Source organism: Arthrobacter sp. 135MFCol5.1 (genome assembly GCF_000374865.1).
Taxonomy (GTDB): Bacteria; Actinomycetota; Actinomycetes; order Actinomycetales; family Micrococcaceae; genus Arthrobacter.
Map to the genome: position 1 here is coordinate 343443 of NZ_KB895452.1, position 23978 is coordinate 367420.

Here is a 23978-nt window from a genome sequence, read left to right on the forward strand (position 1 = left end):
GCCGTAAGCACGGTTAGCCGGCGAGCAGCTCGGCCACCCGGGGCGCCACCGCCGTACCCATCAATTCGATCGAGCGCATCATGGCCGCATGCGGCAAAGGCCCGTTGCTGTATTTCAGGTCGAAGCGGTCCACGCCCAGGTTGCGTTTGAGCCGCACGATCTTTTGGGCCACCGTCTCCGGCGAGCCGACGTAGAGGGCGCCCTCGGCCGAGCAGAGGGCATCGAACTCGCCGCGGCCGGCCGGCCCCCAGCCGCGCTCGGCACCGAGCTTGTTGCGCAGCTTCAACCAGTGCGGGAACAGCTCTTCGCGGGCCTGCTCATCGGTGTCGGCCACATGGCCGGGCGAGTGCGTGGCCATCTGCTGCATCGGGTGGCCGTACTTGGCCATGGCCTCGCGGTAGAGGTCGGCGAGGGGCCGGAAACCGCGCGGCTGGCCGCCGATGATGGCGAAGATGATGGGGTAGCCGTACTGGGCGCACCGGAGGACGGATTCGGGGGTACCTCCCACGCCGATCCAGGTGGGCAGGAGGTGGTGTTCCAGCGGCGGGTAGACGCTCAGGCCGGCGAGGGCCGGGCGGGTGCGGCCTTCCCAGTGCACAGGTTTCTGTGCGCGGACCTTGTCGAACAGCTCGAGTTTCTCTTCGAACAGGACCTCGTAGTCGGCCAGGTCCAGCCCGAACAGCGGGAAGGATTCGATGAAGGATCCGCGCCCCAGCATGACTTCCGCCCGGCCGTTGGAGATTGCGTCCACGGTGGAGAAGCGCTGGAACACCCTGATGGGATCGTCCGAGCTCAGGACGGTCACGGCAGAGCCCAGGCGGATGCGGGTGGTGCGTGCCGCAGCGGCGGCGAGGAAGACTTCAGGCGCGGACACGGCGTAGTCCTTGCGGTGGTGCTCCCCCACACCGAAGGCGTGGAGTCCGACGGCGTCCGCCAGTTCAGCCTGTTCCAGCAGTTGGCGCAGGACCTGGGCATGCGGCTGCGGGCTGCCGTCGGGGGCCTCACCCACGTCGCCGAAGGTGTTCAGGCCCAACAGGATGCGGTCGTCCCCCACCGGCGCGGTGGGTCCCGCCGCCTGGGCGGCAGTCACCGGGATTCCTTGAGCCAGCCGGCCAGTTCGGTGGCCCAGTACGTGAGGACCATGTGGGCGCCGGCCCGGCGGATGCCGAGGACGGACTCGGTGATGGCGGCGCGGCGGTCGATCCAGCCGTTGGCGGCTGCGGCCTCGATCATCGCGTACTCGCCGGAGATCTGGTAGGCGGACACGGGCACGGGGCTCATCGCGGCGACGTCGGCCACGATGTCGAGGTAGCTCATGGCCGGTTTGACCATGATGATGTCCGCGCCTTCAGCCAGGTCCAACTCCACTTCGCGGAGGGCTTCGGTGCGGTTGCCTGCATCCATCTGGTAGGTCCGCCGGTCTCCCTTGAGCTGGGAGTCCACGGCTTCCCGGAATGGTCCGTAGAACGCCGACGCGTACTTGGCGGAGTAGGCGATCACCGACGTGTTGAGGTGGCCGGCGTCGTCAAGGGCTGAGCGGATGGCGGCGATCTGGCCGTCCATCATACCGGAGGGGCCCAGCATGTGGGCGCCGGCCTCAGCTTGCGCCACGGCCATCCGGGCGTAGATTTCCACGGTGCGGTCGTTGTCTACGTACCCGTCGGCGTCGAGCACCCCGCAGTGTCCGTGGTCAGTGAATTCGTCCAGGCAGACGTCGCTCATGATCACCAGGTCGTCGCCCACTTCCGCGCGGACGTCCCGGATGGCCTTGTTCAGCACACCGTCCGGATCCAGGGACGCCGAGCCTTCGGCGTCCCGGGTTTCCGGGATGCCGAAGAGCATGATGCCGCCCAGGCCGAGTTCCACCGCTTCCGCCGCGGCCCGTTTGAGCGTGTCGGTGGTGTGCTGGACCACGCCCGGCATGGACGTGATGGGGTTGGGTTCGGTGAGGCCTTCCCGGATGAAGGCCGGGAGGATGAGTTCGGCGGGCGCGAGCCGGGTTTCGGCGGTCAACCGGCGCATGGCGGGGGTGGTGCGCAGGCGGCGGGGGCGTTGGTTGGGGAAAGTCATGGGTCCTGTCCTTCGCGTGGTTCATCAGGCTTTTGGGGAGCGGGGAGGCGGGCGGGCCGGTCAGGGCGGGTTGAGGGCCTTCGCGACGGCGGCAACCAGCCCGTCAGGGGTGGGCTCGTCCGCCACCGCAGCCACGTCCAGGCCGAGCGCCACGGCCTGCTCCGCCGTCGACCGGCCGATGACGACCAGCCGGCAGCCCGGGCGGCCCGTGAGGGCTGAGAGGCGTCGCACAGCGCTGGGCGAGGCGGCTATCGCCGCATCGATGCGCCCCGCGGCGATCTCCGCCGCGGCGCCTTCCGGGGTGAGGAGGGAGTACGACGGCGGCTGGTGGCGTGCGCCGCCGTCGTCCGCTTGGACGGCGAGCCGGCGCTCTGCTGCCGCCGGGTAGTCCACGGTGCGGTAGGCAGTGACCGTCGAGACATCGCCCCCTGCCGCCCGCAGGCCATCGGCCAGTGTGGCAGCGGCGATGTCGGCCTGCGGCAACAGGATCCTGCCGCCTCCCGGCCAGACGCCCAGCAGGCCCGTTGCCGACTGCTCTCCGGCCGGAACAAGGGAAACGGTGAGGCCACCGGATTCCAGGAGCCTGCGCGTCGCCGGACCGATGGCCGCGATGCGCGTGCCTTCAGGGACCAGTCCGGCCAGGCCGAAGCCCCGGTCTGCGGCTTTTTCCAGCAGGACGTGCACGGTGGTCGCGCTGCTGAGCACCAGCCAGTCAAAGGCGCCGGCGGCCAGGGCATCGCAGGCGACGTCCACCGCGTGCTGGTCCGGTGCCCGTTCGAAGTCGATCAGCGGCAGCAGAACCGTCTCGGCGCCTGCCCTTTCAAGGGCGTCCACCAGGGCGGCGGCGCGTTCCGGGCTCCGGGTGACCAGCACCCTGGCACAGGCCAGGGGTCCGCCGCCGGACGGTTCACCGCTGCGCGGCGTGTCCGGTCCGGGGCTCGGCGAAGGCTGCGTCATCGCCAGGTCAGGACGCCTGCAGGTCTGCGATGTCGGCGGCTCCGGCGGCGAGGAGGACCTCAGCCAGCTCAATGCCCAGCAACGTGGCGCCGACTTCCGTCAGCCCGTCCGTGGCCCGTTTGTCCCGTACGGTGGCGGTGCCGTCCACGGCGCACACAACTGCTTCGAGGTGGAGCATGCTGCCTTTTCGGTAGGCGTACGCACCGACCGGTGCGGCGCAGCCCGCTTCGAGCCGGGCCAGCAGGGCCCGTTCGGCGGTGACCGCCAGGCGGGTGTCCGGGTCATCCAAGGCTGCAAGCGCCTGGGCCAGCACCTCGCGGGATCCTTCGGTGGCACCCGGTTTCGGCGGGGCATCGGCCGTGCGGCACTCGATGGCCAGTGAGCCCTGCCCGGCGGCGGGGAGCATCACGTCCGTTTCGAGGTATTCGCTGACGCTGTCCAGCCTGCCGATGCGTTCCAGTCCGGCGGCGGCGAGGACCACCGCGTCGAGGTCACAGGATTTTCCGGGCACCACCTGGTCAGTGGAGTTGCCGGGCAGTCCGGGCACGCGGCCCAGCCGGGTGTCCACATTGCCGCGGATATCGATGATCTCCAGGTCGGGCCGGGCAGCACGCAACTGCGCTGCCCGCCGCGGCGAACCGGTGCCCACCTTGGCTTCCGCCGGCAGGTCGGCCAGCTTGAGTCCGTCGCGGGCGCACAGGACGTCCCGCACATCCACCCGCCGCGGCGTCGCCGCCAGGCTCAGGCCCACGGCTGCGCCTGTGGGCAGGTCCTTGAGCGAGTGGACGGCGACGTCGCACTCATCGCGCAGCAGCGCATCACGCAATGCTGCGACGAAGACGCCGGTGCCGCCCATTTGCGACAACGATCCGGTGAGGACGTCGCCGTCGGTCCTGATGTGCACCAGTTCCACCGGGAAACCCCCGACGGCGGCCAGCTGGTCCGCGGTCTGCCGGGTCTGGGTCAGCGCGAGCTTGCTGGCGCGGGTTCCGATCCGGACAGTCACTGCTGTGCCGTTTCCCCGGCCGTCCCCGCGGGATAGGGGTCGTGCCCGGTTCCCACTGTGGTGTCAGCGCCGGAGATGGTGGGCTTTTCGCCACGGAAGTTGGCGCAGCAGCCGGGCCGGCACACGTCGTACCAGGGCCCGAGATCCGTCACGGCCGGGCGGTCGCTGATGTTGTTCGCCACGGTCCGCTCGCAGATGAGGTCCACGAGGCCGTCGACGAACGCGCGGTGCGTGCCGGGAGTGGGGACGCGGGTGGCGGCCAGTCCGAGGTTGGCGCAGGTTTCCATGGCTTCGGTGTCCAGGTCCCAAACGACTTCCATGTGGTCGCTGACGAAGCCCAGCGGCACGATGACGATTCCCTTGACCCCTTGGCCTGCCAGTTCCTCGATGGCGTCATTGATGTCCGGTTCCAGCCACGGAACATGCGGGGCGCCGGAACGGGACTGGTACACCAGGGACCACGGAGCGGCCAGGCCGGACTCCGCCTTGACCCGGTCCATGACCGCGGCGGCGTTGGCCAGGTGCTGGGCCACGTACGCCGAGCCTTCCTCGAACTCGCGCGGCTCGCCCTCGGAACGGCCGGCAGCCTCGGCGTCGCGGGTGGGGATGGAGTGGGTGGCGAACAGGACGTGGACGGGAGCCTCCGGGGTGCCTGCGGCCGCCAGTTTGGCCAGGACGTCCGCCAGGCCTGCGGAGGTGCCCTCGACGAACGGCTCCACGAAACCGGGGTGGTCGAAGTACTGGCGGACCTTGTCCACTTCCAGCCTGCCGTCCAGGCCGGTTTCGGTCAGGGCCATGCCGATGTCCTCGCGGTACTGGCGGCAGCTGGAGTAGCAGGAGTAGGCACTCGTGGTGAGCATCAGCACGCGGCGGTGGCCGGCGTCGTACGCTTCCTGGAGTGTCTGCGGGAGGTAGGGCGCCCAGTTGCGGTTGCCCCACAGGACGGGAAGGTCGATCCCCCGGGACGCCAGCTCGGCCTCCAGGGCTGCCTTGAGCTCGCGGTTTTGCTGGTTGATGGGGCTGATGCCGCCGTTGGCCCGGTAATGGTGGGAGACCTCTTCAAGCCGTTCGTCCGGAATTCCGCGGCCGCGGGTGACGTTGCGGAGGAACGGAATGACATCGTCTTGGCCTTCCGGTCCGCCGAACGAGGCGAGCAGGACGGCGTCGTAATTCTTTGGCGCCATGCGTCCGGCTTCCGTAACGGGGTTGACCGCTGCCTGCGGATCCAGCGGGCTCATGCGAGGACCTCGGCAACCTCATCGGCGGTGATCCGGCGGCCGGTGTAGAAGGGCACTTCTTCACGGACGTGGTTGCGTGCCTCGGTGGCGCGCAGGTGGCGCATCAGGTCCACCAGGTCCACGAGTTCGGGCGCTTCCAGTCCAAGGATCCATTCCCAGTCCCCCAGCGCGAACGAGGAAACGGTGTTGGAGATTACCTGGGGGAACTCCCGGCCCAGGAGTCCGTGCTCCCGGAGCATCGCGCCGCGCTCCTCCTCCGGCAGGATGTACCACTCGTAGGAGCGGACGAACGGGTAGACACAGAGCCATTCAGCCGGCGCGACGCCGCGCGAGTAGGCGGGCGTGTGGTTCTTGGCGAATTCGGCCTCGCGGTGGACACCCATGGCGGACCAGACAATCTCGGTCCCGGCAAACAGGGTGCTGCGGCGGATGTCGCGGATGGCCTGCTGCAGCGCCTCGGGCTTGGGCCCGTGGAGCCACACCATCACGTCGGCGTCGGCACGCATGGCGGAGACGTCGTAGCTGCCCCGGTGCGTCACGCCCGCCTCGGCGAGCCGCTCCAGCAGGGCTTCGAAGTCGGCGGCAGCGTCTGCGCTGCGGACCACCGACGCCGACCGCTTGAAGACCGTCCAGAGGGTGAAGAACTGCTCGGCTGATTCTTCGGTTTTAGTGACAGATTCGGCAGAAGTGTGGCTCATGGTTACCAGTTTGCCCCTTCACCGCCACCAAGTGGAAACCGAACAGTTCTACAACTCGTAGAAGTGATTAATGTCACATTATCCCGCCCCGCGGGTCAGGCTGTACGGCGTTTACAACCGGCGCATGCGCAGGAACACGAGGCCGGCGGCGGTCCCCACGCCGACGAGCCCGACTCCCAGCCACACCATGGCATCGGGGACACCCGGCAGGGCCTCGATGGACGAAACCGGGCGGCCCGGACTTGCCGGGACTCCGGCCGCCTGCGCGGTGCGGGCTGCCGGGGACGGCTGGGCGCCCGGCTGCAGGGCAGTGCTGGACGGCGAGCCAGTTGACGGAGCCCCGCCGGTTTCCGGACCGGCAGCAACCGGCGCCGTACTCTCCTGGCCTGCTGCAGCGTCACCGGCGGCCGTGCCGGGCGTTGCTGCTGCGACGCTGGATCCCGTGCCCGGATCGACAGCTCCGGGCGCGGGAGGGACCGCCGCCTGGGCAGCCGCCGGCGCTGATGGGGACGCCGCCGGCGCGGAGCCGGACGCCGCGCCGGCACCCGTGGACGCGGCAGGTGGCGGGGCGGTGGCGGGGGCGGTCCTGGCGGACGACGGCGAAGAGGATGGCGAAGGAGTCGACGACGGCGCAGGGGTGGTCGGCATGGGGGTCCGCGCGGCCGGGGACAAAGGAGTCCCGGAGGTGGTCGGGAGCGGAAGATCGGGAAGCAGCGCGGACAGCGGGCCTCCCGCCGAAACGGCGGCGGACGCTGTTGTGCCGGCACTCAGCGACGCTTCCGCCGTGGGATCCTGCGGCGGGACTGCGTCCTCGGCCAAGGACGCCTGGACGCCGGTGGAAAGAACCAGTACCGCTCCGACGGCCGCTGCTGCGGTGCCTCGCCGGAGTCCCCCATGGATACCGGTCCGGGACATTGGAAGCTCGGACCTGTGTTGAACCATAGTCATCGACCCTAACCAGAACGCCGGCCCGATTGAAAACCGGGAACTGCCCGGCCGCAGGTTCTGGACGGGGGCGTCAAGGCGCCCCGACGCGCTGACCAGCAGTGATGGTCAGGCGCCGGTCATCCGGCCAATTTGTTCCCGGGTATCGGCAACAACGGCAGCCAGGCCGTTCCCGGCCATCCAGCCGCCGACGACGGCCAGGCCGCCGGCAGCCGTGCACGCCTCCCGGATGGCTGCCGCCCGCGCCCGGTGTCCCACCGCGGCGAAGGGGAGGGACCCGCGCCACCGCACTACGTCCCAGTCCCGGATGTCGCCGGCCGCGACGGGAACGCCCAGCAGTGCTGATGCGTCGCGAAGCGACGCCGCGAAGAGCTCCTCATCGGAGTCCGGGCCGCCCGGCTGGGCGGAGGCGCCGTCCACCCGGCCGTAAGACAGCCGCAGCACGTGGCGGCCGGGGCCTGCAGCGGCGGCGAGCCAGTCCCATTTGCCGGTGGCATGGGTGAGTGCCTTCGCCTCGACGCCTGGGGTTTGCGGGGCCACCAGAATCCCGGTTCCGCGTGGCCGCCGGTCCAGGTCCGGCTGGTCCAGCACCAGGGTGACAAGTTTGACGTCAGGCCCGGAGGCCGGCTGCTTCCCTGCGATCGCAGGGACCGCAGCTTCCAGGAGCCCGACGGCGGCCGGACCGTCGACTGCCATGACCAGCAGGTCGCCGGTGAACGGCGCGCCGGCGGCGTCCACCCGCCACCCTGTAATGGTGCGGCTGACGGCTGTCGCCGCCGTGCCCGCCAGCAGGGTCACCCCCCGCGACCGCAGATCGGCCACCAGGGCATCCACCAGCGTGTGCATGCCACCGTCAAGACCGGCGACGGCGGACCCGGCCTTGGCGGGACGGCCCGGATCGGTGGCTCCCGCACCGATTGCGGGCCGACGCTGCGCAGACACCGCGGCAGCGAGGGAACCGTGATTCCGCAGCCCGGTTCGAAGGCCCGGCGCCACCATGTCGACGTCGAGCAGGCCGGGATCCGCGGAGTGGACACCGCCCACGACGGGGGAAACCAGCCGGTCCAGCACCCGCGCGCCCATCCGTGCCCGGACGAGGGCGGCAACGCTGGTTACGCCGGTACCGGCACCCACCGAGGCAGGCAGGAGCCGGTCCAGCGAGGCACGCAGCGAGCCCATGATGCCCAGGGTCCGCCGGACCTCCGGGTCCCAGGGGTTGGCCGGAATGCCCAGCACGCCGGTCTTGGGCAGTTCGCGGGGCCCGTCGGGAAGCTGGACCCAGGCACCGCCCGGGCGTGGGGAAACGATCCTTCCGCCCAGTCCCAGTTCGGTGGCAAGGCGGGCTACGGCGTCGGACCTTGTGGCGAAGGATTCCGCACCGCTGTCCAGCGTGAGGCCGGACACGGTGTGGCTGCCAACGCAGCCTCCCCAAGCGTCACCGGCCTCGAGCACGGTGACGTCAAGGCCGGCTGTGGCGAGCTCCCGGGCGGACAGGAGCCCGGAAATCCCGCCGCCCACCACCAGCGCCGTGCCGGGCTTCGCCGGAGAACTGCCCACGGGTTACGCCGGCGGGATGGAGTGGATGAGCTCCACCACCCGGGTCAGGACGGCCGGATCCGTTTCGGGCGGCACGCCGTGCCCCAGGTTCAGGACATGGCCGGGGGCGGCGGAACCGGCCGCGATGACCTCCCGGACGTGGGCTTCGAGGATGTTCCAAGGAGCTGGGAGCAGCGCGGGGTCGATGTTGCCCTGCAGCGGAACCGTTCCGCCCAGCCGGCGGTTCGCCTCATCAAGGGGGAGCCGGTAGTCCACCCCCACCACGTCCACGCCAACGTCACGCATGGCCACCAGGAGTTCGGAGGTTCCGGTGCCGAAGTGGATGAGCGGAGCACCGAGGTGGCGGACGTGGTCAAGGGCCCGGGCCGAGGCCGGTGCGACATAGCGGGTGTAGTCGGCCAGGCCCAGCGAGCCGGCCCATGAGTCGAAGAGCTGGGCCGCCGAGGCACCCGCCTCCAGCTGCGCCTGGAGGAACATGCCGGAGGCGTCTGCGGCCCAATTTGCCAGGGCGTGCCAGGTTTCGGGGTCGGCGTGCATAATGGTGCGCGGGCCGAGGTGGTCGCGCGACGGCTTTCCTTCGACCATGTACGCGGCCAGCGTGAAGGGGGCGCCGGCGAAACCGATGAGCGGCGTCTTGCCCAGTTCAGCCACCGTCAGGCGGACGGCCTCGCGGATGGGCTCAAGCGCTTCCCAGGTCAGCTGCGGGAGGGCGGCAACGTCGGCGGCCGTGCGCACGGGCTTGTCCAGGACGGGCCCCACCCCCGGCACGATGTCGACGCCGACGCCGGCCAGCTTCAGCGGAATCACGATGTCGGAGAAGAAGATGCCGGCGTCGACGTCGTGGCGTCGTACGGGCTGCAGCGTGATCTCCGAGGCCAGTTCGGGCCGGAGGCAGGAGTCCAGCATGGCGATGCCCTCGCGGACCTTGAGGTACTCCGGCAACGACCGGCCCGCCTGCCGCATGAACCAGACGGGACGGCGGGAGGGTTTGCCTCCGCGGTAGGCCGTGATCAGCGGTGAGTCCGCTGTGCGGCCGTCCATCAGTGGATGGTCTGCGGCGAGGGCGCCGGCAGCGGAGACGGCAGGGCTAGGAGTCATGCTTTTGATTGTGCCCAAAAAGAGCCGCAAAAGATAACGACAACCTGTCGCCGTGCGGCCCTCGCGACGGGAAGGTGTCCGGGATCACCGCAGGGTGTGGCGACTATCCTTTCCGGCGGTTGTTCTACCGGGCAACGAAAAAGCTATGATTGGTCTGCTGTGGTTCTTTTCTCATTGGTGGCTACACACGCCGACATCGATCTTGAAACCGTCGCTCAGCTGAGCAACGGTTCCTCAGGGATTGCCGCGTCCACCCTCATCGAATCCCCCGCCGTGGCCGGCGCCGTGGTCCTGGCCACCTGCAACCGCTTCGAGATCTACGGTGAAGCCCCCAACGCTGCCGATGTCGAGGCTGCCCGCGCCGCCCTCGTCGCCCGCATCAGCGAGGCCAGCGGCTTGGCTGAACCCTTGGTCTCGCGTTCGTTCAATACCCGTACCGGGCCCGAGGTGACCCAGCACCTGTTCGCCGTGAGCGCCGGGCTTGACTCCGCCGTCGTCGGTGAACGCGAAATTGCCGGGCAGGTACGGCGGGCACTGATTACCGCACAGCACGACGGCACCGCCAGCGCCGGACTGGTCCGGCTCTTCCAGGCCGCGTCCAAGACCGCCAAGGACGTCGGCGCCCAGACTGCCCTGGGTTCCCGCGGCCTCTCCATTGTCTCGGTGGCGCTGGATCTTGCCACCGACCTTTCCGAAAGCCCCGACTGGTCCGCAAAGAAGGTAGTGCTTTTCGGAACCGGCGCCTACGCAGGCGCCACCATGGCCCTCCTCCGCGAACGCGGCTGCACGGACATCAGTGTCTACTCGTCTTCAGGGCGGGCCGAAGGATTCGTGGCAACACGCGGCGGCACGGCGCTGGACGCCGAGTCCCTGCGACCGGCGGTTGCTGCGGCTGACGTCATGATTGGCTGCAGCGGTTCGGACACCCGGGTGGAAGCCGGTGAACTGGCCGAGGTCCGTGCGGATTCCACGCAGCCGTTGATCGCCATCGACCTTGCCCTCACCCACGATTTCGACCCCGCCGTCGGCGAACTGGACGGCGTCGAGCTGCTCACCCTGGAATCGGTGCGCCTCGCTGCCCCACAGGAGCAGGCCGAATCGCTGACGCACGCAAGCGGCATCGTCAACGGCGCCGCCAGGGCGTTCGAACAGGAACGCGAAGCCCGCTCGGTGGACTCCGCCATCGTTGCCCTGCGCCGCCACACCATGAACGTGCTGGACGCGGAGATGGAAAAGGTCCGGGCCCGCCACGGCTGCACCGCCGCCGCGGAAGAAGTCGAATTCGCGCTCCGACGGATGGTCAAGCAGCTGCTGCACGTGCCCACCGTACGCGCCCGCGAACTTGCCGCCAACGGGCAGCAGGATGACTACGTGGCCGCTTTGGAAGCCCTCTACGGCATCACCGTCGAGCAGCCCGGAGCCGCTCCGGCCGCAACCGCGGAGGCCGAATGCCCGGTGGACCACACAGGCCGCGAAACCGCCTGACATCCCGGCAGCAACGCCCGCTCACTTCCTGCCCCTATTGAGCCAACGCCCGCTCACTTCCTACCCCCCATTGAGCCAACGCCCGCTCACTTCCTTCAAGAAAGTGAGCGGGCGTTGATTTGGAAGCTGTCGAAAGTGAGCGGGCGTTGGGGAAATTGGTGTCGAAGGTGAGCGGGCGTTTCCGTCAGTAGACGGGCTTGTCAGGCTCCACCTCGCGCACCCAGGCCAGGATCCCGCCGTCGAGGTGGCTGACCCGCTGGTAGCCTGCCTGGCGGGCCGCCGCGAGGACGTTCGCCGAGCGCGTCCCGGCCTTGCAGTGGAACACGATGTCCCGGTCCTGCGGGAGTTCGCCCCACGCCTCGCCCGCCAGGATCCGTCCCTGCGGGATGAGCTTGGCTCCGTCGATCCGGACGATGTCGTACTCGCCGGCCTCCCGGACGTCCACCAGTTCGAAGTCCTTGAGCCCGGCTTTCCGCGATGCCAGCATGGTGGCCAGCTGGGTGGCGGTGATGGTGTGTTCCGTGTCCGTGGTGGACGCCGGGGCAATCCCGCAAAACGCCTCATAGTCCGTGAGTTCAGTGATGGGCTCCGCCGCCGGGTCCTTGGCGACCCGGATCTCCCGCCAGCTGCCGCCCAGGGCATCGAACAGCGCCACGCGGCCCAGCAGGGAGCGCCCGACGCCGGTAATCAGCTTCACCGCCTCGGTGACCATCAGCGAGCCCACGGCGGCGCACAACATACCGAAGACGCCGCCCTCGCCGCAGGAAGGCACGGAACCGGCGGGAGGGGCCTCGGGGTAGAGGTCCCGGTACGTGGGGCCGTGCTTCTCCCAGAAGACACTCACCTGTCCGTCGAAGCGGAAGATGGAGCCCCACACATAAGGCTTGCCCAGGATCGCGGCGGCATCGTTCACCAGATACCTGGTGGCGAAGTTGTCAGCGCCGTCCAGGATCAGGTCGTACTCCGCGAACAGTTCAAGCGCATTGCCCGAATCCAGGCGCACGTTGTGGAGCCGGACATCCACCAGTGGGTTCAGGGCGGCGATGGCATCGCGGGCCGACTCGATCTTGGGCCGTCCCACATCCTGCACGCCATGGATGACCTGGCGCTGCAGGTTGCTCAGGTCCACCACGTCGTCGTCGATGATGCCCAGCGTCCCCACCCCTGCCGCGGCGAGGTACAGCAGTGCTGGTGAACCGAGGCCGCCGGCTCCGATGACCAGCACTTTGGCGTTCTTGAGCCGCCGCTGCCCCAGCGCGCCGATCTCGGGAATGATCAGGTGCCGGGAGTAGCGTTCCACCTCGGCGGACGTCAGGGCAGCTGCCGGTTCCACCAGCGGATCCAGCGAATGGGTTGAAACATTTGCGGTGAACGTCGAAGCCATACTTCAATGTATGCCCCGGGATACCGCCGGGTCATATTACCCCGCAGTAAAGTGAATGTAACTGCAATGGAAAGAAGGACAACTGTGGTCCCTGAAGCACGGGCTGACCGCCCGCCCGCGGCCGAACCGCAAACTCCCTCCCGCCCCGCAGGCCAACGGTCCGCCCGGCTGCCCCGGGACGAACGCCGCGCGCAGTTGCTTGCCGCCGCCCAGGAAGTTTTCGTTGCGAACGGCTACCACGGGGCCGCGATGGACGAAATTGCAGAGACTGCCCACGTGAGCAAGCCTGTCCTGTACCAGCACTTCCCGTCCAAGCGTGAGCTGTACCTGGCCCTGCTGGAAAGCCACCTGACGTCACTGACCGAGCTGATGCTGGGGGCGTTGAACTCCACCACGGACAACGACGAGCGCGTTCAGGCCGTCATGCGCGCCTACTTCCACTTCATCGCCAACGACGACCAGGCACACCGCCTGGTGTTCGAATCGGACCTGATCAACGATCCCGATGTCAGCTCCAGGCTGGAGACCTTTAATCGGACCTTCGCAGACGCCATCGCCCGGGTCATTGCCGAGGACACCAAGCTCCCCCACCTGGAGGCGGAGCTTCTGGGCCGGGGCCTTGCCGGGATGGCGCAGGTCAGCGCCCGGTATTGGCTGGAAACGGACGGCAACCTGGACCTCAACGTGGCCAGCGACCTCATCTACCGTTTAGCTTGGCGCGGAATCTCTCGCTTCCCCAAAGAGTCCTAGACTACAAATAAGACATCATCGACGAACCAGGCTGGGAGGCCCCCTTGGAAATTAAGATCGGCGTTCAAAACGTTGGCCGCGAAATCGTGCTCGAATCAGACCAGGATGCTGAGACGGTGGCCAAGACTGTTGGTGAAGCCATCAATGACGGCACCCAGTTGCGCCTGAAGGATGACAAGGGACGCCTGATCATTGTGCCCGGCAACGCACTTGCCTATGTGGAAATTGGCGCTGAAGAGGTCCGCCGCGTAGGTTTCGGCCAGTTCTAGGCTGACCGCACGTTCCAAGGAGATCCATGCTGTCGCTGACCATCGTGGTGCTTGCCACGCTCGCCGCCGGGTTTATCGTCTGGGCCAATGACAAACGCCATTCCCGATACGGCGCGGGCGTGCCCGCCGGGATCGCCGTGGGCGTCGCGGCGATGGCGTGGATCATCCTCATGACGGCAGGTTTCGGCTACCTTCCGGGTTTGACGTGGCTCCCCTGGGTCCTGCCCATTGTCCTCGGCACCGCCGCGGCCATTGCCGCCGTCGCCTACCTGGGCCGCACCCGGACACGCCATGACACGGAACGGCTGAACGCGGTCCTGCGGGGCTGAACCGGACCCTGAGTAAAGCTGTGGCCACCACCCGGACGGGTGGTGGCCACAGGCTTTTTATGGGCTAGAGGAACTCGGCCCGGCCCTCCATCGCCGATGAGGCCAGGGCGTGTTCCCGGCGCGGGATGCGTCCGGCTGCCCTCGCCAACCTTCCGGAAACCACGGCGTGCTTGAACGCTTCCCCCATCAGCGCCGGGTTCTGCGCCCGCGTCACGGCTGTGGCCAGCAGGACGGCGTCGCAGCCCAGTTCCATGGCCAGGGCGGCGTCGGAGGCCGTACCGATGCCCGCGTCCAGGACCACGGGAACCGAGGCCCGGGAGACGATGAGTTCGATGTTGTGCGGGTTCAGGATGCCCAGGCCGGTGCCGATCGGTGCGCCGAGCGGCATCACGGCGGTGGCACCAAGATTTTCCAGCCGCAGCGCCAGCACGGGATCGTCGTTGGTGTAGGCAAAGACCTTGAAGCCGCGGTTGACCAGCTGCTCGGTGGCGTCAACGAGTTCCACGGCGTCCGGCAGCAGGGTCTGCTCGTCGGCGATGACTTCCAGCTTCACCCAGTCGGTTTCGAGGGCCTCCCGGGCCAGTTCCGCGGTGAGGACAGCGTCCCGGGCCGTGAAGCAGCCAGCGGTGTTGGGCAGGACTTTGATCCCGTGGTCCACCAGCAACTGGAACAGAGAGCCGGTTTCCGCGGTTGAGTAGCGCCGCATGGCCACCGTGGTCAGTGCCGTCCCGGAGGCCAGGAGCGCAGCGCCCAGGCCGTCCAGGCTGGGCGCACCGCCGGTGCCCATGATGAGCCGGGATCCGAGGGCGACGCCGTCGATCACCAGGGTGTCATCTGCGGCTTGGCTTGCGGTGTTGATGGTGCCGGTTTCGGTCATGGGGTCAGCCTCCTTGGACTGCAGTGACGAGTTCGATGTCGTCGCCGTCGGCGAGCGCGGTACCGAACCATTGGCTGCGCGGCACCACCTGGGCGTTGTGGGCGACGGCGACGCCCAGTTTCCTGCCGTCCGTCGCCTGGCCGTTGGGGGCCAGCGGCCGCCCGGTGACCTGGCTGACGAGCGTGGTGATGGAGGCGCCGTCGGCCACCGTGTGCGGGTTTCCGTTGAGGGTGATGTTCACGCTGTCTCCTTCAGATGGGGGCTGGGGACGGCCACGGCCGACCCGGAAAAACGGTCCGGGGTGAACGGTGCCCAGCGGGGATCGGCGGCTCCGTCCAGGAGTGCCGTGCAGATCGCGGCGGCGGCGGGCGTGAGCAGCACCCCGTGCCGGAAGAAACCGGTCGCGATGATCAGCCCCGGCACGTGCCCGTCCGCTGGGCCCCCGGATCCCAAGGACGCCGCAACCCGGCCCAGCAAGGGTGCATTGTCGGGGGTTCCGGGGCGCGCCCGGGCGGTGCATTCCAGGAGTTCAAGTTCGGCGACGGCGGGAACCAGCGCCTGGGCGTCCCGGAGAAGCTGGTAGACGCTCCCGGCGCTCACGGCGTCGGAGAGGGCGTCCTCCCGTTGGGACGCGCCGATGACTGCCGTGCCATCCTCCCGGGGCACGATGTACACCGGGATCCCGTGGACCAGCCCACGCACCGTGGCTGTCACCAACGGGCGGAGGTGCTGCGGCACGGAAAGCCGGAGGATGTCCCCGTGCACCGGCCGCAGCGGCAGGTCAAGGCCGTGGGGCAAGCCGTCAAGGGACGCCGCGTGCAGGCCGTTGGCCACGACAGTTTCCCCCGCCAGGACTGTGCTGCCGCTCCCAAGGCGGACGCCGGCCACCGTCCCGTCCTTCCACAGCAGTCCGGCCGCCCGCTCCGGGACGGCAAAACCTTCCGTTGCACCGGCAACCGCCACCGTCGGGGTTTCCCGTACCGTTGCGGCGAGCGCCAGGCGCACGGACGCTATCAGCCTCCTCGGGTCCACCTGGTGGTCGGCCGGGGTGTCCAGCGCACAGGAGATCCCCGGGCTCAGCAGGGGTTCGCGGCTGCGGGCTTCACGCACGGTCAACGGTGCCACCTCCAGGCCGCTGGCCTGCTGCACTGCGCGCAGGTCCATCAGCGCCCGCCGGTCGGCAGCGTCGACACCGACAGCGAGGGTGGGTGTCATCAGGTAGCCGGTCCCGGCTCCGGCTGCTGCGGCGACGCCGGCAGCGAAGCCTGGCCAGCGGGATGATGCGTCGAGCATGAGCTCCAGGAGGTCCTCTTCCTGGTAGTGCAGCTCGCTGACGGGGGCCAGCATGCCGGCAGCGGCCCAACTGGCGCCGGCGCCGGGCGCGTCATCGATGAGCGCAACGGACCGGCCGGAGCGCTGGATCTCCCAGGCGATTCCGTGTCCCACCACTCCGGCGCCGATGACGGCGACGTCGGCCCGGATGGCGTCATCGCCAGGTCCGGGCAGGCAGTTCCTGGTGCTGGTCATGGTGTGGTTCCTTCCCTACGCCGGTATTAGCCGGATCAGGTCAAGCGGTCGGCTCCGACGCCCTCTCAGCCCGGCGCTTTGTGACAGCTGCCGCGGGCTCCCGCAGTACCAGCCCAGTTTAGAGGAACTAGGCTGGCAGGCATGAATATGTCCCCCTCCTCCTTTCCTGCCCTTGGGGCGGCCCGACTGTACCTCTGCACGGATGCGCGCCGGGACCGCGGCGACTTTGCCCGGTTCGTGGATGCCGCGTTCGCCGGGGGCGTGGACATCATCCAGTTGCGCGACAAGAGCATCGAGGCAGCCGAAGAACTGGACCTGCTGGCGGTCTTGAAGGAGGCCGCGGTTCGCCACGGGCGGCTTTGGGCCGTTAACGACCGGGCCGACATCGCGGTGCTGTCCGGAGCACCGGTGTTCCACATCGGCCAAAAAGACCTCCCGTTGGCTGCGGCCCGGACGCTGGTCAACGGCAATGCGGCCATCGGGATGTCCAGCCACAGCCCGGAGCAGGTGGATGCCGCCCTCTCCGCCGCTGCCGGGCCTTCCCACCTGGACTACTTCTGCGTGGGGCCTGTCTGGGCCACGCCCACCAAACCCGGCCGGACCGCCGTCGGGCTGGACCTGGTGAAGTACGCCGCCAAGGCCGCCGCGGAAGCACCCAACCCGGTGCCGTGGTTTGCCATCGGGGGCATCGACCACGGGAACGTGCACCAGGTGGCGGAGGCAGGAGCACGGAGGATCGTGGTGGTGCGTGCCATCACGGAGGCGTCGGATCCCGCGGCCGCTGCGGCCTCCCTGCTCGACGCGCTGGACGCTGCCGGCCCCGGGCCTGCGTAAACCCAGGACTTGGAGTTACGCTGACTTTTGTGTCACATCATCGGTTGGCTCCCAATGTCCGCGACCACCGGAACGCCTTGGAAGAGGCACTGGGCGCGTTGCGGACCGAACTCGAACTGCCGGGGCCTTACCCGGCCGCGGCAGTGGACGACGCCCGCGCCGCCGTGGCGGCCCTGAAACTGCCGTCCTATGACCTGACCGCCGTCGCATTCGTGACCATCGACCCCGCCTCGTCCACGGATCTGGACCAAGCCGTGTTCATCGAGCCGGACGGGGGCGGCTACCGGGTGCTGTACGCGATCGCCGATGTTCCTGCATTTGTTGCGCCGGGTGGTCCGCTGGATGCTGAAACCAGGCGCCGCGGGCAGACGTTCTACGCTCCCGACGGCCGGATCCCGCTGCACCCGGAGGTCATCAGCGAAGGGGCCGGGAGCCTGCTGCCGGGCCAGGAGTGTCCGGCTTTCGTCTGGGAATTCACGCTCGACACCGACGCAGCAGTGATGTCCGTGGGCGTCAGGCGGGCGCGGATCCGCAGCCGCGACAAGCTCAGCTACAAAGGTGCACAAGCAGCCCTCGACGCCGGCACCGCTCCCCCCGTGCTGAAACTGCTCCGGGAAGTGGGGCTGAAACGGGTGGCGCTTGAGAGGGAGCGCGGGGGCGCCAGCCTCAACATGCCGGAGCAGGAGATCGTTCAGCTGCCCGACGGCGGCTACCGGATCGACGCCGCCCCGCAGCTTCCCGTGGAGGACTGGAACGCGCAGATTTCGCTGATGACGGGGATGGCGGCAGCCCAGCTCATGCTGGAAGGCAAGGTGGGCATCCTGCGCACCATGCCGGCCCCGGATGAGCGGTCGCTGAGGCATTTCCGGCTGCAGACCGAAGTGCTGGGCAGGCCGTGGGACGGCGAAGTCAGCTACGGCGAGTACCTGCGGTCGCTTGACCCCACCGATCCCCGCCAGCTGGCCATCATGCATTCGGCCGGGATGCTGTTCCGGGGCGCGTCCTATACGGCGTTTGACGGAACGGTCCCGGACGACGGCATCCAGTCCGCCATCGGCGCCGCCTACGCCCACACCACCGCCCCGCTGCGCCGGCTGGTGGACCGCTTCGTGCTGGTGATCTGCGAAGCCCTCAGCAACGGCGGTGATGTTCCGGGCTGGGCACGGGAGGCGCTGCCGCTGCTGCCGGGAATCATGGCCGGTTCCGACCAGCTGGCGTCGCGGATGGAGCGGATGGCGCTGGACACGGTGGAGGCGGCATTGCTGCTGAACCACATCGGCCAGGAATTCGACGCGATCGTGATTTCCGGGTCCAAGCCCCAGAACGGAAACGGCAATGGATCCGCCAAGAACGGCAATGGAAACGGCAACGGAGCCACCCGGAACGGCAACGGGAACGGCAGTTCCGGGATCATCCAGATCGCCGAACCGGCGGTGACGGCCCGCTGCGCCGGCGAGCTGACGTCCGGTACCAAGGTGCGCGTCCGGCTGCTGTCCTCCGACATCACCACCCGGCAGATCCACTTCGAACTGGTTCCATAAGGGCCCTATGGACGCGGCAGGAAGGGGCAACACGGGGATTTCGCCCCTGTACGGCTAGACTGGGAAGGTAGAACTGGATGCCCGGTCGTTGATTTCCTTGATTTGAAACCAACAAGCCCGCCCCTACGCGATCTTGAGATTTGCCCGTTGGTCACCAGTGCCAGCATTAGATAGCCCGCGATCGGCTTCCACTGGATTAGCTTGCGCGCCCGAGCGTGCTCCGGAACGGCCAGGACTGGCCGGCCCGTTGAGCAGGCAGCGCCATTGCCCAAATGAATAAGGAAACTCCCCGTGAGTGAATTGCATACCCACCAGCTCCTGACCGATGCGTCCGGCACCGAGACCATCGAGCCGGAAGAGACCATCATCTCGGACGAGACCCCGCACGAGATCGCGGAGAAGTCCTTTGCCGACTACAACGTCCGCGCGGATATTGTCGAGTCCCTCGCCGACGCCGGGATCACGCACCCCTTCCCCATCCAGGCCATGACCCTGCCGGTGGCCTTGGCGGGCCACGACATCATCGGCCAGGCCAAGACCGGTACCGGCAAGACCCTGGGCTTCGGCATCCCGGCGCTGCAGCGGGTCATCGGACAGGACGACCCCGGCTACGCCAAATTGGCCGTCCCGGGCGCCCCGCAGGCCCTGGTCATCGTCCCCACCCGCGAGTTGGCAGTGCAGGTGGCCAACGACCTCCAAACGGCCTCCCGCAAGCGCAACGCCAGGATCACCACCATTTACGGTGGCCGCGCCTACGAGCCCCAGGTTGAAGCACTCCAGCAGGGCGTCGAAGTAGTAGTGGGTACCCCGGGGCGCCTGATCGACCTGTACAAGCAGAAGCACCTGAGCCTGAAGAACGTCAAGCTCGTGGTCCTCGACGAAGCCGACGAAATGCTGGACCTGGGCTTCCTGCCGGACGTTGAGACCCTGATCGCCGGAACCCCGGCTGTCCGCCAGACGCTCCTGTTCTCGGCAACCATGCCCGGCCCCGTCATCGCGATGGCGCGCCGCTACATGACCCAGCCCACCCACATCAGGGCAGCCGATCCGGATGATGAAGGCCTCACCAAGCGCGACATCCGCCAGCTCATCTACCGTGCGCACAGCATGGACAAGACCGAGGTGGTGGCACGCATCCTGCAGGCCCGGGGCCGTGGCCGGACCATCATCTTCACCAAGACCAAGCGCACCGCCGCCAAGGTGGCCGAGGAACTGGTGGACCGCGGTTTCGCCGCCGCAGCCATCCACGGCGACCTGGGCCAGGGCGCACGCGAACAGGCGCTCCGCGCGTTCCGGAACAACAAAGTGGATGTGCTGGTGGCAACGGACGTCGCCGCCCGCGGCATCGACGTGGACGATGTCACCCACGTGATCAACTACCAGTGCGTCGAGGACGAAAAAATCTACCTGCACCGGGTGGGCCGCACCGGCCGCGCCGGCAACAAGGGCACTGCAGTCACATTCGTCGACTGGGATGACATGCCGCGCTGGGCGCTGATCAACAAGGCCTTGGGCCTGAGCGTCCCCGAGCCCGTGGAAACCTACTCCTCCTCACCGCACCTCTACAGTGACCTCGACATCCCCGAGGGCACCAAGGGACGTCTCCCGCGCGACAAGCGGACCTTGGCCGGCGTTGACGCCGAGGTGCTTGAGGACTTGGGCGAAACCGGCAAGAAGAACAGCCGCGGCGGCCGGGACGCCTCCCGTTCCCGCGAGCGCGACGGCCGGGGACGCGGAAAGGACGACGGCGGAAAGGCCGGCGGCCGGGACTCCGCCCGCTCCGGTGAGCGCCGTCGTCGTACCTCCGACTCCGCCCCTGCCGCGGACGCAGCCGCCCCCGCGGCCGACGGCGACCAGCCCTCGCGCACCCGCCGTCCCCGGACCCGCACCCGCCGCCGCAACGGCGAAGTGGTTGCCGCCGCGGACAAGGGCGGACAGCCCGGCAGCTCCGAGGGCTAACTGCGTCGATGACAGACACTGTTTGGGCGCCGGACGGCGGCAGCCTGGTGGTTCACGCGGACAACGCGGAGTACCTCCCAACACTGCCGGACGGCGCCTTCACGCTGATCTATGTGGATCCGCCCTTCAACACGGGCAGGCCGCAGCAGCGGCAGGAAACCCGGATGGTAGCCAACGCTGAAGGCAGCGGGGACCGGGTGGGTTTCAAGGGCCGTTCCTACGACACCATCAAGGGCGCACTGCACCGCTACGACGACGCGTTCAGCGACTATTGGTCCTTCCTGGAACCGCGGCTGGTGGAGGCGTGGCGCCTGCTGGCTGATGACGGCACCCTTTACCTGCACCTGGACTACCGCGAAGTGCATTACGCCAAGGTGATGCTGGACGCCATTTTCGGCCGGGCATGCTTCCTGAACGAGATCATCTGGGCGTACGACTACGGCGCCCGGGCGAAGAACCGGTGGCCCACCAAGCACGACAACATCCTGGTGTACGTGAAAAACCCGGCCAAATACCACTTCGACAACGCCGAGGTGGATCGTGAACCGTACATGGCCCCCGGGCTGGTGACGCCGGCCAAGCGCGAACTGGGCAAGCTGCCTACGGACGTCTGGTGGCACACCATCGTCTCCCCCACCGGCAAGGAAAAGACCGGGTACCCCACCCAGAAGCCGGAAGGGCTGGTCCGCCGGATTGTGGCCGCCTCGTCCCGCCCCGGCGACTGGTGCCTGGACTTTTTCGCAGGCTCCGGCACCCTGGGCGCCGTGGCGGCCAAGCTTGGCAGGAAGTTCGTGTGCGTGGACCAGAACCAGCCCGCGATCGACATCATGGCCAAAAGGCTCGGTGCGCACGCCACCCTGGCCGTGTACCAGCCCACCTGACGCGCCCCCATGATCAGGGGCGGATGACCGCGGCTCCGGTACCCAGTTCTTCGATCCGCGCCAGCATTCCGGGGGCAGTGACGTTCTCGCCGAGCAGATTCGGCTTGCCCGTACCGTGGTAGTCGGAGGAGCCGGTGACCAGCAAGCCATGCTTGGCGGCGAGCTTGCGCAAAAACGCCCGTCCCTCTTCCGGATTGTCCCGGTGGTCGATCTCCAGTCCCGCCAGTCCGGCGTCGATCATCTCTTGGTAGGTCCGCTCCCCCACGATCCGGCCCCGGGCCGACGCTACCGGGTGGGCAAACACCGGCACGCCTCCCGCGGCACGGACAAGTTCGACGGCGGTGGCCGGGTCCGGTGCATAGTGCGGGATGAAATAGCGGGACCGGGAGGTGAGGATCGAAGCGAACGCCTCGGAACGGTCTTCCACCACCCCCGCTGCCACCAGGGCATCAGCGATGTGCGGCCGGCCCAGGGTGGCGCCCGGAGCCACGTGGTGGATCACGTCGTCCCATGTCAGGGGGTAGTCCTCGGCCAGGATGGTGACCATCCGTTCGGCCCGCGTCAGGCGCGAGTCCTTGGCTTTGGTGATCTCCTCCAGCAGGCCTGGATGGGTGGGGTCGTGCAGGTAGCTCAGGAGGTGGACGCTGATGCCTTCCGCGGTCCGGCAGGAGACTTCCATGCCGGGAACCAGGGCCACGCCGTGCGTGACGGCGGCCGCGGCCGCCTCGGCCCAGCCCGCGGTGGAATCATGGTCGGTCAAGGCCACCACGTCCAGGCCCGCACGCGCGGCAGAGGCCATGACGTCGGCGGGGGGCTCTGTCCCATCGGAGACGTTGGAGTGGGCATGCAGGTCAATCCTCACTTGTCCAGACTAGTGGACCCCGCCCCTCCGGCACCGGAGCCTGTTCGCATAGCCGCGACGCTGGTGAGACGATGGTGCCGTGAACGATGCCGATAACACCCAGAACTCTGCTTCCCAGCCGCTGGAGGAGCGCGTCAACAACCGCTCTCAGCGGCCCAGTTCCAACGCTTTCAAGGCCTTCATGGCCAGCAACTGGGCGCCGTCCAGCCAGGAACTCCCCCAGCGCGACGCCGTCGCCGGCTACGCCGCAACCCGGCGCAAGGCAATCTCCGCCCTGTTCGAGGGCGAACGGCTGGTCATCCCCGCCGGACCGCCCAAGGTCCGCTCCAACGACTGCGACTACCGCTTCCGGCCGCACTCCGGCTTCGCCCACCTGACGGGCCTCGGCCTGGACCACGAGCCGGACGCTGTCCTGATCCTGGACCCGGTGGAGGAAGGAACCGGCGACGACGGCGGCAACCACCGCGCCACGTTGTACTTCCGGCCGTTGGCGGGCAGGGACACCGAACAGTTCTACGCCGATTCCCGCTCCGGCGAGTTCTGGATCGGGGCGCGCCCCACCCTCGAAGAGTTCCAGGCCCGCCTGGGGCTGCCCACCGCCCACATCGACCAGCTCGAAACGGCCATCACCAAGGATGTCGGCGCTCCCGAGATCGGCGGCATCTCCATCCGCCTGGTCCGCAAGGTGGACGAAAACATCGACGCCCTGGTGGATACGGCCCGGTACAACACGGCGAAGGACCCGGAGAACCTGGACCTTGAGGTCCTGGACGCCTTGGACGAGAAGCTCAGCGAAGCACTCTCCGAGCTCCGCCTGCTCAAGGACGAGTGGGAGATCGAGCAGATGAAGATCGCCGTGTCCGCAACGGTTGAGGGATTCGAGGAGGTCGTCAAGGCCCTCCCCCGTGCGCTGACGCATGCCCGCGGCGAACGGGTAGTGGAGGGGGCGTTCTTTGCCCGCGCCCGCGAGGTGGGCAACGAACTGGGCTACGACACCATCGCGGCCTCCGGCAACAACGCCACCGTGCTGCACTGGACCCGCAACACCGGCCGGGTCCACGCAGGCGACCTCCTGCTCCTGGACGCCGGTGTCGAGGCGGACTCGCTCTACACGGCGGACATCACCCGTACCATTCCGGCTGATGGCACTTTCACCGCGGTCCAGCGCAAGGTCTACGAGGCGGTGCTCGACGCCGCGGACGCCGGCTTCGCCGCAGCGCAGCCGGGGACAAAATTCCGCGACATCCACACCGCGGCAACCACGGTCCTGGCCGAGCGCCTCGCCGAGTGGGGCCTGCTGCCGGTCAGCGTGGAGGAGGCGGTCAGCCCCGAGGGCCAGCAGCACCGCCGCTGGATGCCGCACGGAACGAGCCACCACCTCGGCCTGGATGTGCACGACTGCGCCCAGGCCAAGCGGGAACTTTACCTGGACGGCATCCTCACCGAAGGCATGGTCTTCACGATTGAACCGGGCCTCTACTTCAAGGCGGAGGACCTGGCGATTCCCGAGGAATACCGCGGCATCGGCGTCAGGATCGAGGACGATATCCTCATGACCGCCGACGGCCCCGTCAACCTCAGCGCGGCCCTGCCCCGCACGGTTGAAGACGTCGAGACCTGGATGGCCGGCATTTACCGGACCGAAGAGGCCTGACACGGGCACACACGGGAAAAGCGTGGCCACCGGACTGGGTCCGGTGGCCACGCTCTT

The 23978-nt window shown here is 68.4% G+C and carries 23 protein-coding genes and 1 riboswitch; of the genes, 9 read left to right on the forward strand and 14 right to left on the reverse strand.

Going from position 1 to position 23978, the window contains the following annotated elements; genetic code table 11:
- Nucleotides 1-13: 13 nt before the first annotated feature.
- The 9 genes from C563_RS0101510 to hemE all read right to left on the reverse strand — a co-directional run bounded on the left by C563_RS0101510 (nt 14) and on the right by hemE (nt 9569).
- On the reverse strand, nt 14-1090 hold the full coding sequence (locus C563_RS0101510) for an LLM class flavin-dependent oxidoreductase (protein WP_018760273.1): 1077 nt from the start codon (nt 1088-1090) through the stop codon (nt 14-16).
- Nucleotides 1087-2070, reverse strand: coding sequence for a porphobilinogen synthase (hemB, locus tag C563_RS0101515; RefSeq protein WP_018760274.1), 984 nt, complete (start codon nt 2068-2070; stop codon nt 1087-1089). Before hemB ends, C563_RS0101510 begins: the two co-directional genes overlap by 4 nt.
- 60 nt (nt 2071-2130) lie before the next feature.
- Nucleotides 2131-3027 carry a uroporphyrinogen-III synthase gene (locus C563_RS0101520; RefSeq protein ID WP_018760275.1) on the reverse strand — a complete coding sequence of 299 codons (897 nt, stop codon included), beginning with the start codon at nt 3025-3027 and terminating at the stop codon, nt 2131-2133.
- 7 nt (nt 3028-3034) lie between these two features.
- Nucleotides 3035-4033 (reverse strand): hydroxymethylbilane synthase, encoded by a 999-nt coding sequence (gene hemC / locus C563_RS0101525; protein ID WP_018760276.1) that lies wholly within the window; start codon nt 4031-4033, stop codon nt 3035-3037.
- Nucleotides 4030-5271: a ferrochelatase gene (locus C563_RS0101530; RefSeq protein WP_018760277.1), complete on the reverse strand. Its 1242-nt coding sequence runs from the start codon at nt 5269-5271 to the stop codon at nt 4030-4032. The genes hemC and C563_RS0101530 overlap by 4 nt, the downstream gene beginning before the upstream one ends.
- Nucleotides 5268-5969, reverse strand: coding sequence for a hydrogen peroxide-dependent heme synthase (hemQ, locus tag C563_RS0101535; protein ID WP_018760278.1), 702 nt, complete (start codon nt 5967-5969; stop codon nt 5268-5270). Before hemQ ends, C563_RS0101530 begins: the two co-directional genes overlap by 4 nt.
- A 111-nt stretch (nt 5970-6080) precedes the next feature.
- Nucleotides 6081-6884, reverse strand: coding sequence for a hypothetical protein (locus C563_RS0101540; RefSeq protein ID WP_026264264.1), 804 nt, complete (start codon nt 6882-6884; stop codon nt 6081-6083).
- Nucleotides 6885-7022: 138 nt separating this feature from the next.
- On the reverse strand, nt 7023-8471 hold the full coding sequence (gene hemG / locus C563_RS0101545) for a protoporphyrinogen oxidase (RefSeq protein ID WP_018760279.1): 1449 nt from the start codon (nt 8469-8471) through the stop codon (nt 7023-7025).
- A 3-nt stretch (nt 8472-8474) separates the two neighbouring features.
- A complete protein-coding gene (gene hemE / locus C563_RS0101550) occupies nt 8475-9569 on the reverse strand; it encodes a uroporphyrinogen decarboxylase (RefSeq protein ID WP_043423634.1) in 1095 nt (364 codons plus the stop codon).
- Between the two features lie 159 nt (nt 9570-9728).
- Between hemE and C563_RS0101555 the strand changes: the two genes are divergently transcribed.
- The gene (locus tag C563_RS0101555; protein WP_018760281.1) at nt 9729-11054 is read left to right on the forward strand and encodes a glutamyl-tRNA reductase; all 1326 of its coding nucleotides are present in this window, start codon (nt 9729-9731) and stop codon (nt 11052-11054) included.
- Between the two features lie 184 nt (nt 11055-11238).
- Here the strand turns inward: C563_RS0101555 and moeB are convergent, their stop codons facing one another.
- Complete coding sequence (moeB, locus tag C563_RS0101560) at nt 11239-12438, reverse strand: molybdopterin-synthase adenylyltransferase MoeB (RefSeq protein WP_018760282.1); 1200 nt, start codon at nt 12436-12438, stop codon at nt 11239-11241.
- An 84-nt stretch (nt 12439-12522) separates the two neighbouring features.
- On the opposite strand from moeB, the gene C563_RS0101565 reads away from it, so the two are divergent.
- From C563_RS0101565 to C563_RS0101575, 3 genes are read left to right on the forward strand one after another with little or no spacing between them, the layout of a single operon-like run.
- Nucleotides 12523-13188, forward strand: coding sequence for a TetR/AcrR family transcriptional regulator (locus C563_RS0101565; protein ID WP_018760283.1), 666 nt, complete (start codon nt 12523-12525; stop codon nt 13186-13188).
- Nucleotides 13189-13232: 44 nt separating this feature from the next.
- On the forward strand, nt 13233-13457 hold the full coding sequence (locus C563_RS0101570; RefSeq protein ID WP_018760284.1) for a DUF3107 domain-containing protein: 225 nt from the start codon (nt 13233-13235) through the stop codon (nt 13455-13457).
- A gap of 26 nt (nt 13458-13483) precedes the next feature.
- The gene (locus C563_RS0101575; RefSeq protein WP_018760285.1) at nt 13484-13786 is read left to right on the forward strand and encodes a hypothetical protein; all 303 of its coding nucleotides are present in this window, start codon (nt 13484-13486) and stop codon (nt 13784-13786) included.
- Nucleotides 13787-13850: 64 nt separating this feature from the next.
- Here C563_RS0101575 and C563_RS0101580 read toward each other — a convergent pair whose 3' ends face one another.
- The 3 genes from C563_RS0101580 to thiO form a co-directional block, all read right to left on the reverse strand.
- Nucleotides 13851-14663, reverse strand: coding sequence for a thiazole synthase (locus tag C563_RS0101580; protein ID WP_018760286.1), 813 nt, complete (start codon nt 14661-14663; stop codon nt 13851-13853).
- Nucleotides 14664-14667: 4 nt separating this feature from the next.
- Nucleotides 14668-14904 (reverse strand): sulfur carrier protein ThiS, encoded by a 237-nt coding sequence (thiS, locus tag C563_RS0101585; protein WP_018760287.1) that lies wholly within the window; start codon nt 14902-14904, stop codon nt 14668-14670.
- Complete coding sequence (gene thiO / locus C563_RS0101590; RefSeq protein WP_018760288.1) at nt 14901-16190, reverse strand: glycine oxidase ThiO; 1290 nt, start codon at nt 16188-16190, stop codon at nt 14901-14903. The genes thiS and thiO overlap by 4 nt, the downstream gene beginning before the upstream one ends.
- A riboswitch (TPP riboswitch) is annotated at nt 16186-16304 on the reverse strand. Its footprint overlaps the gene before it by 5 nt.
- 27 nt (nt 16305-16331) lie before the next feature.
- Between thiO and thiE the strand changes: the two genes are divergently transcribed.
- The 4 genes from thiE (at nt 16332) to C563_RS0101610 (ending at nt 21405) form a co-directional block, all read left to right on the forward strand.
- Nucleotides 16332-17024, forward strand: coding sequence for a thiamine phosphate synthase (gene thiE / locus C563_RS0101595; RefSeq protein WP_155845070.1), 693 nt, complete (start codon nt 16332-16334; stop codon nt 17022-17024).
- Nucleotides 17025-17053: 29 nt separating this feature from the next.
- Nucleotides 17054-18565, forward strand: a complete 1512-nt coding sequence (locus tag C563_RS0101600) for an RNB domain-containing ribonuclease (RefSeq protein ID WP_026264266.1) — start codon at nt 17054-17056, stop codon at nt 18563-18565.
- 291 nt (nt 18566-18856) lie between these two features.
- Nucleotides 18857-20524 (forward strand): DEAD/DEAH box helicase, encoded by a 1668-nt coding sequence (locus C563_RS0101605; protein ID WP_018760291.1) that lies wholly within the window; start codon nt 18857-18859, stop codon nt 20522-20524.
- Between the two features lie 8 nt (nt 20525-20532).
- Nucleotides 20533-21405 carry a DNA-methyltransferase gene (locus C563_RS0101610; RefSeq protein ID WP_018760292.1) on the forward strand — a complete coding sequence of 291 codons (873 nt, stop codon included), beginning with the start codon at nt 20533-20535 and terminating at the stop codon, nt 21403-21405.
- 13 nt (nt 21406-21418) lie between these two features.
- On the opposite strand, the gene C563_RS0101615 is transcribed toward C563_RS0101610, so the two are convergent.
- Nucleotides 21419-22267, reverse strand: a complete 849-nt coding sequence (locus C563_RS0101615; protein ID WP_018760293.1) for a PHP domain-containing protein — start codon at nt 22265-22267, stop codon at nt 21419-21421.
- A 79-nt stretch (nt 22268-22346) separates the two neighbouring features.
- Between C563_RS0101615 and C563_RS0101620 the strand changes: the two genes are divergently transcribed.
- A complete protein-coding gene (locus tag C563_RS0101620) occupies nt 22347-23921 on the forward strand; it encodes an aminopeptidase P family protein (protein ID WP_018760294.1) in 1575 nt (524 codons plus the stop codon).
- Nucleotides 23922-23978 lie beyond the last annotated feature (57 nt).

Bases quoted from the DNA above. Each gene is read 5' to 3' on its own strand.
- hemB (WP_018760274.1), bottom strand. From the start codon at position 2,070: ATGACTTTCCCCAACCAACGCCCCCGCCGCCTGCGCACCACCCCCGCC.
- C563_RS0101520 (WP_018760275.1), bottom strand. From the start codon at position 3,027: ATGACGCAGCCTTCGCCGAGCCCCGGACCGGACACGCCGCGCAGCGGT.
- C563_RS0101530 (WP_018760277.1), bottom strand. From the start codon at position 5,271: ATGAGCCCGCTGGATCCGCAGGCAGCGGTCAACCCCGTTACGGAAGCC.
- hemQ (WP_018760278.1), bottom strand. From the start codon at position 5,969: ATGAGCCACACTTCTGCCGAATCTGTCACTAAAACCGAAGAATCAGCC.
- C563_RS0101540 (WP_026264264.1), bottom strand. From the start codon at position 6,884: ATGTCCCGGACCGGTATCCATGGGGGACTCCGGCGAGGCACCGCAGCA.
- hemE (WP_043423634.1), bottom strand. From the start codon at position 9,569: ATGACTCCTAGCCCTGCCGTCTCCGCTGCCGGCGCCCTCGCCGCAGAC.
- moeB (WP_018760282.1), bottom strand. From the start codon at position 12,438: ATGGCTTCGACGTTCACCGCAAATGTTTCAACCCATTCGCTGGATCCG.
- C563_RS0101575 (WP_018760285.1), top strand. From the start codon at position 13,484: ATGCTGTCGCTGACCATCGTGGTGCTTGCCACGCTCGCCGCCGGGTTT.
- C563_RS0101580 (WP_018760286.1), bottom strand. From the start codon at position 14,663: ATGACCGAAACCGGCACCATCAACACCGCAAGCCAAGCCGCAGATGAC.
- thiO (WP_018760288.1), bottom strand. From the start codon at position 16,190: ATGACCAGCACCAGGAACTGCCTGCCCGGACCTGGCGATGACGCCATC.
- thiE (WP_155845070.1), top strand. From the start codon at position 16,332: ATGAATATGTCCCCCTCCTCCTTTCCTGCCCTTGGGGCGGCCCGACTG.
- C563_RS0101610 (WP_018760292.1), top strand. From the start codon at position 20,533: ATGACAGACACTGTTTGGGCGCCGGACGGCGGCAGCCTGGTGGTTCAC.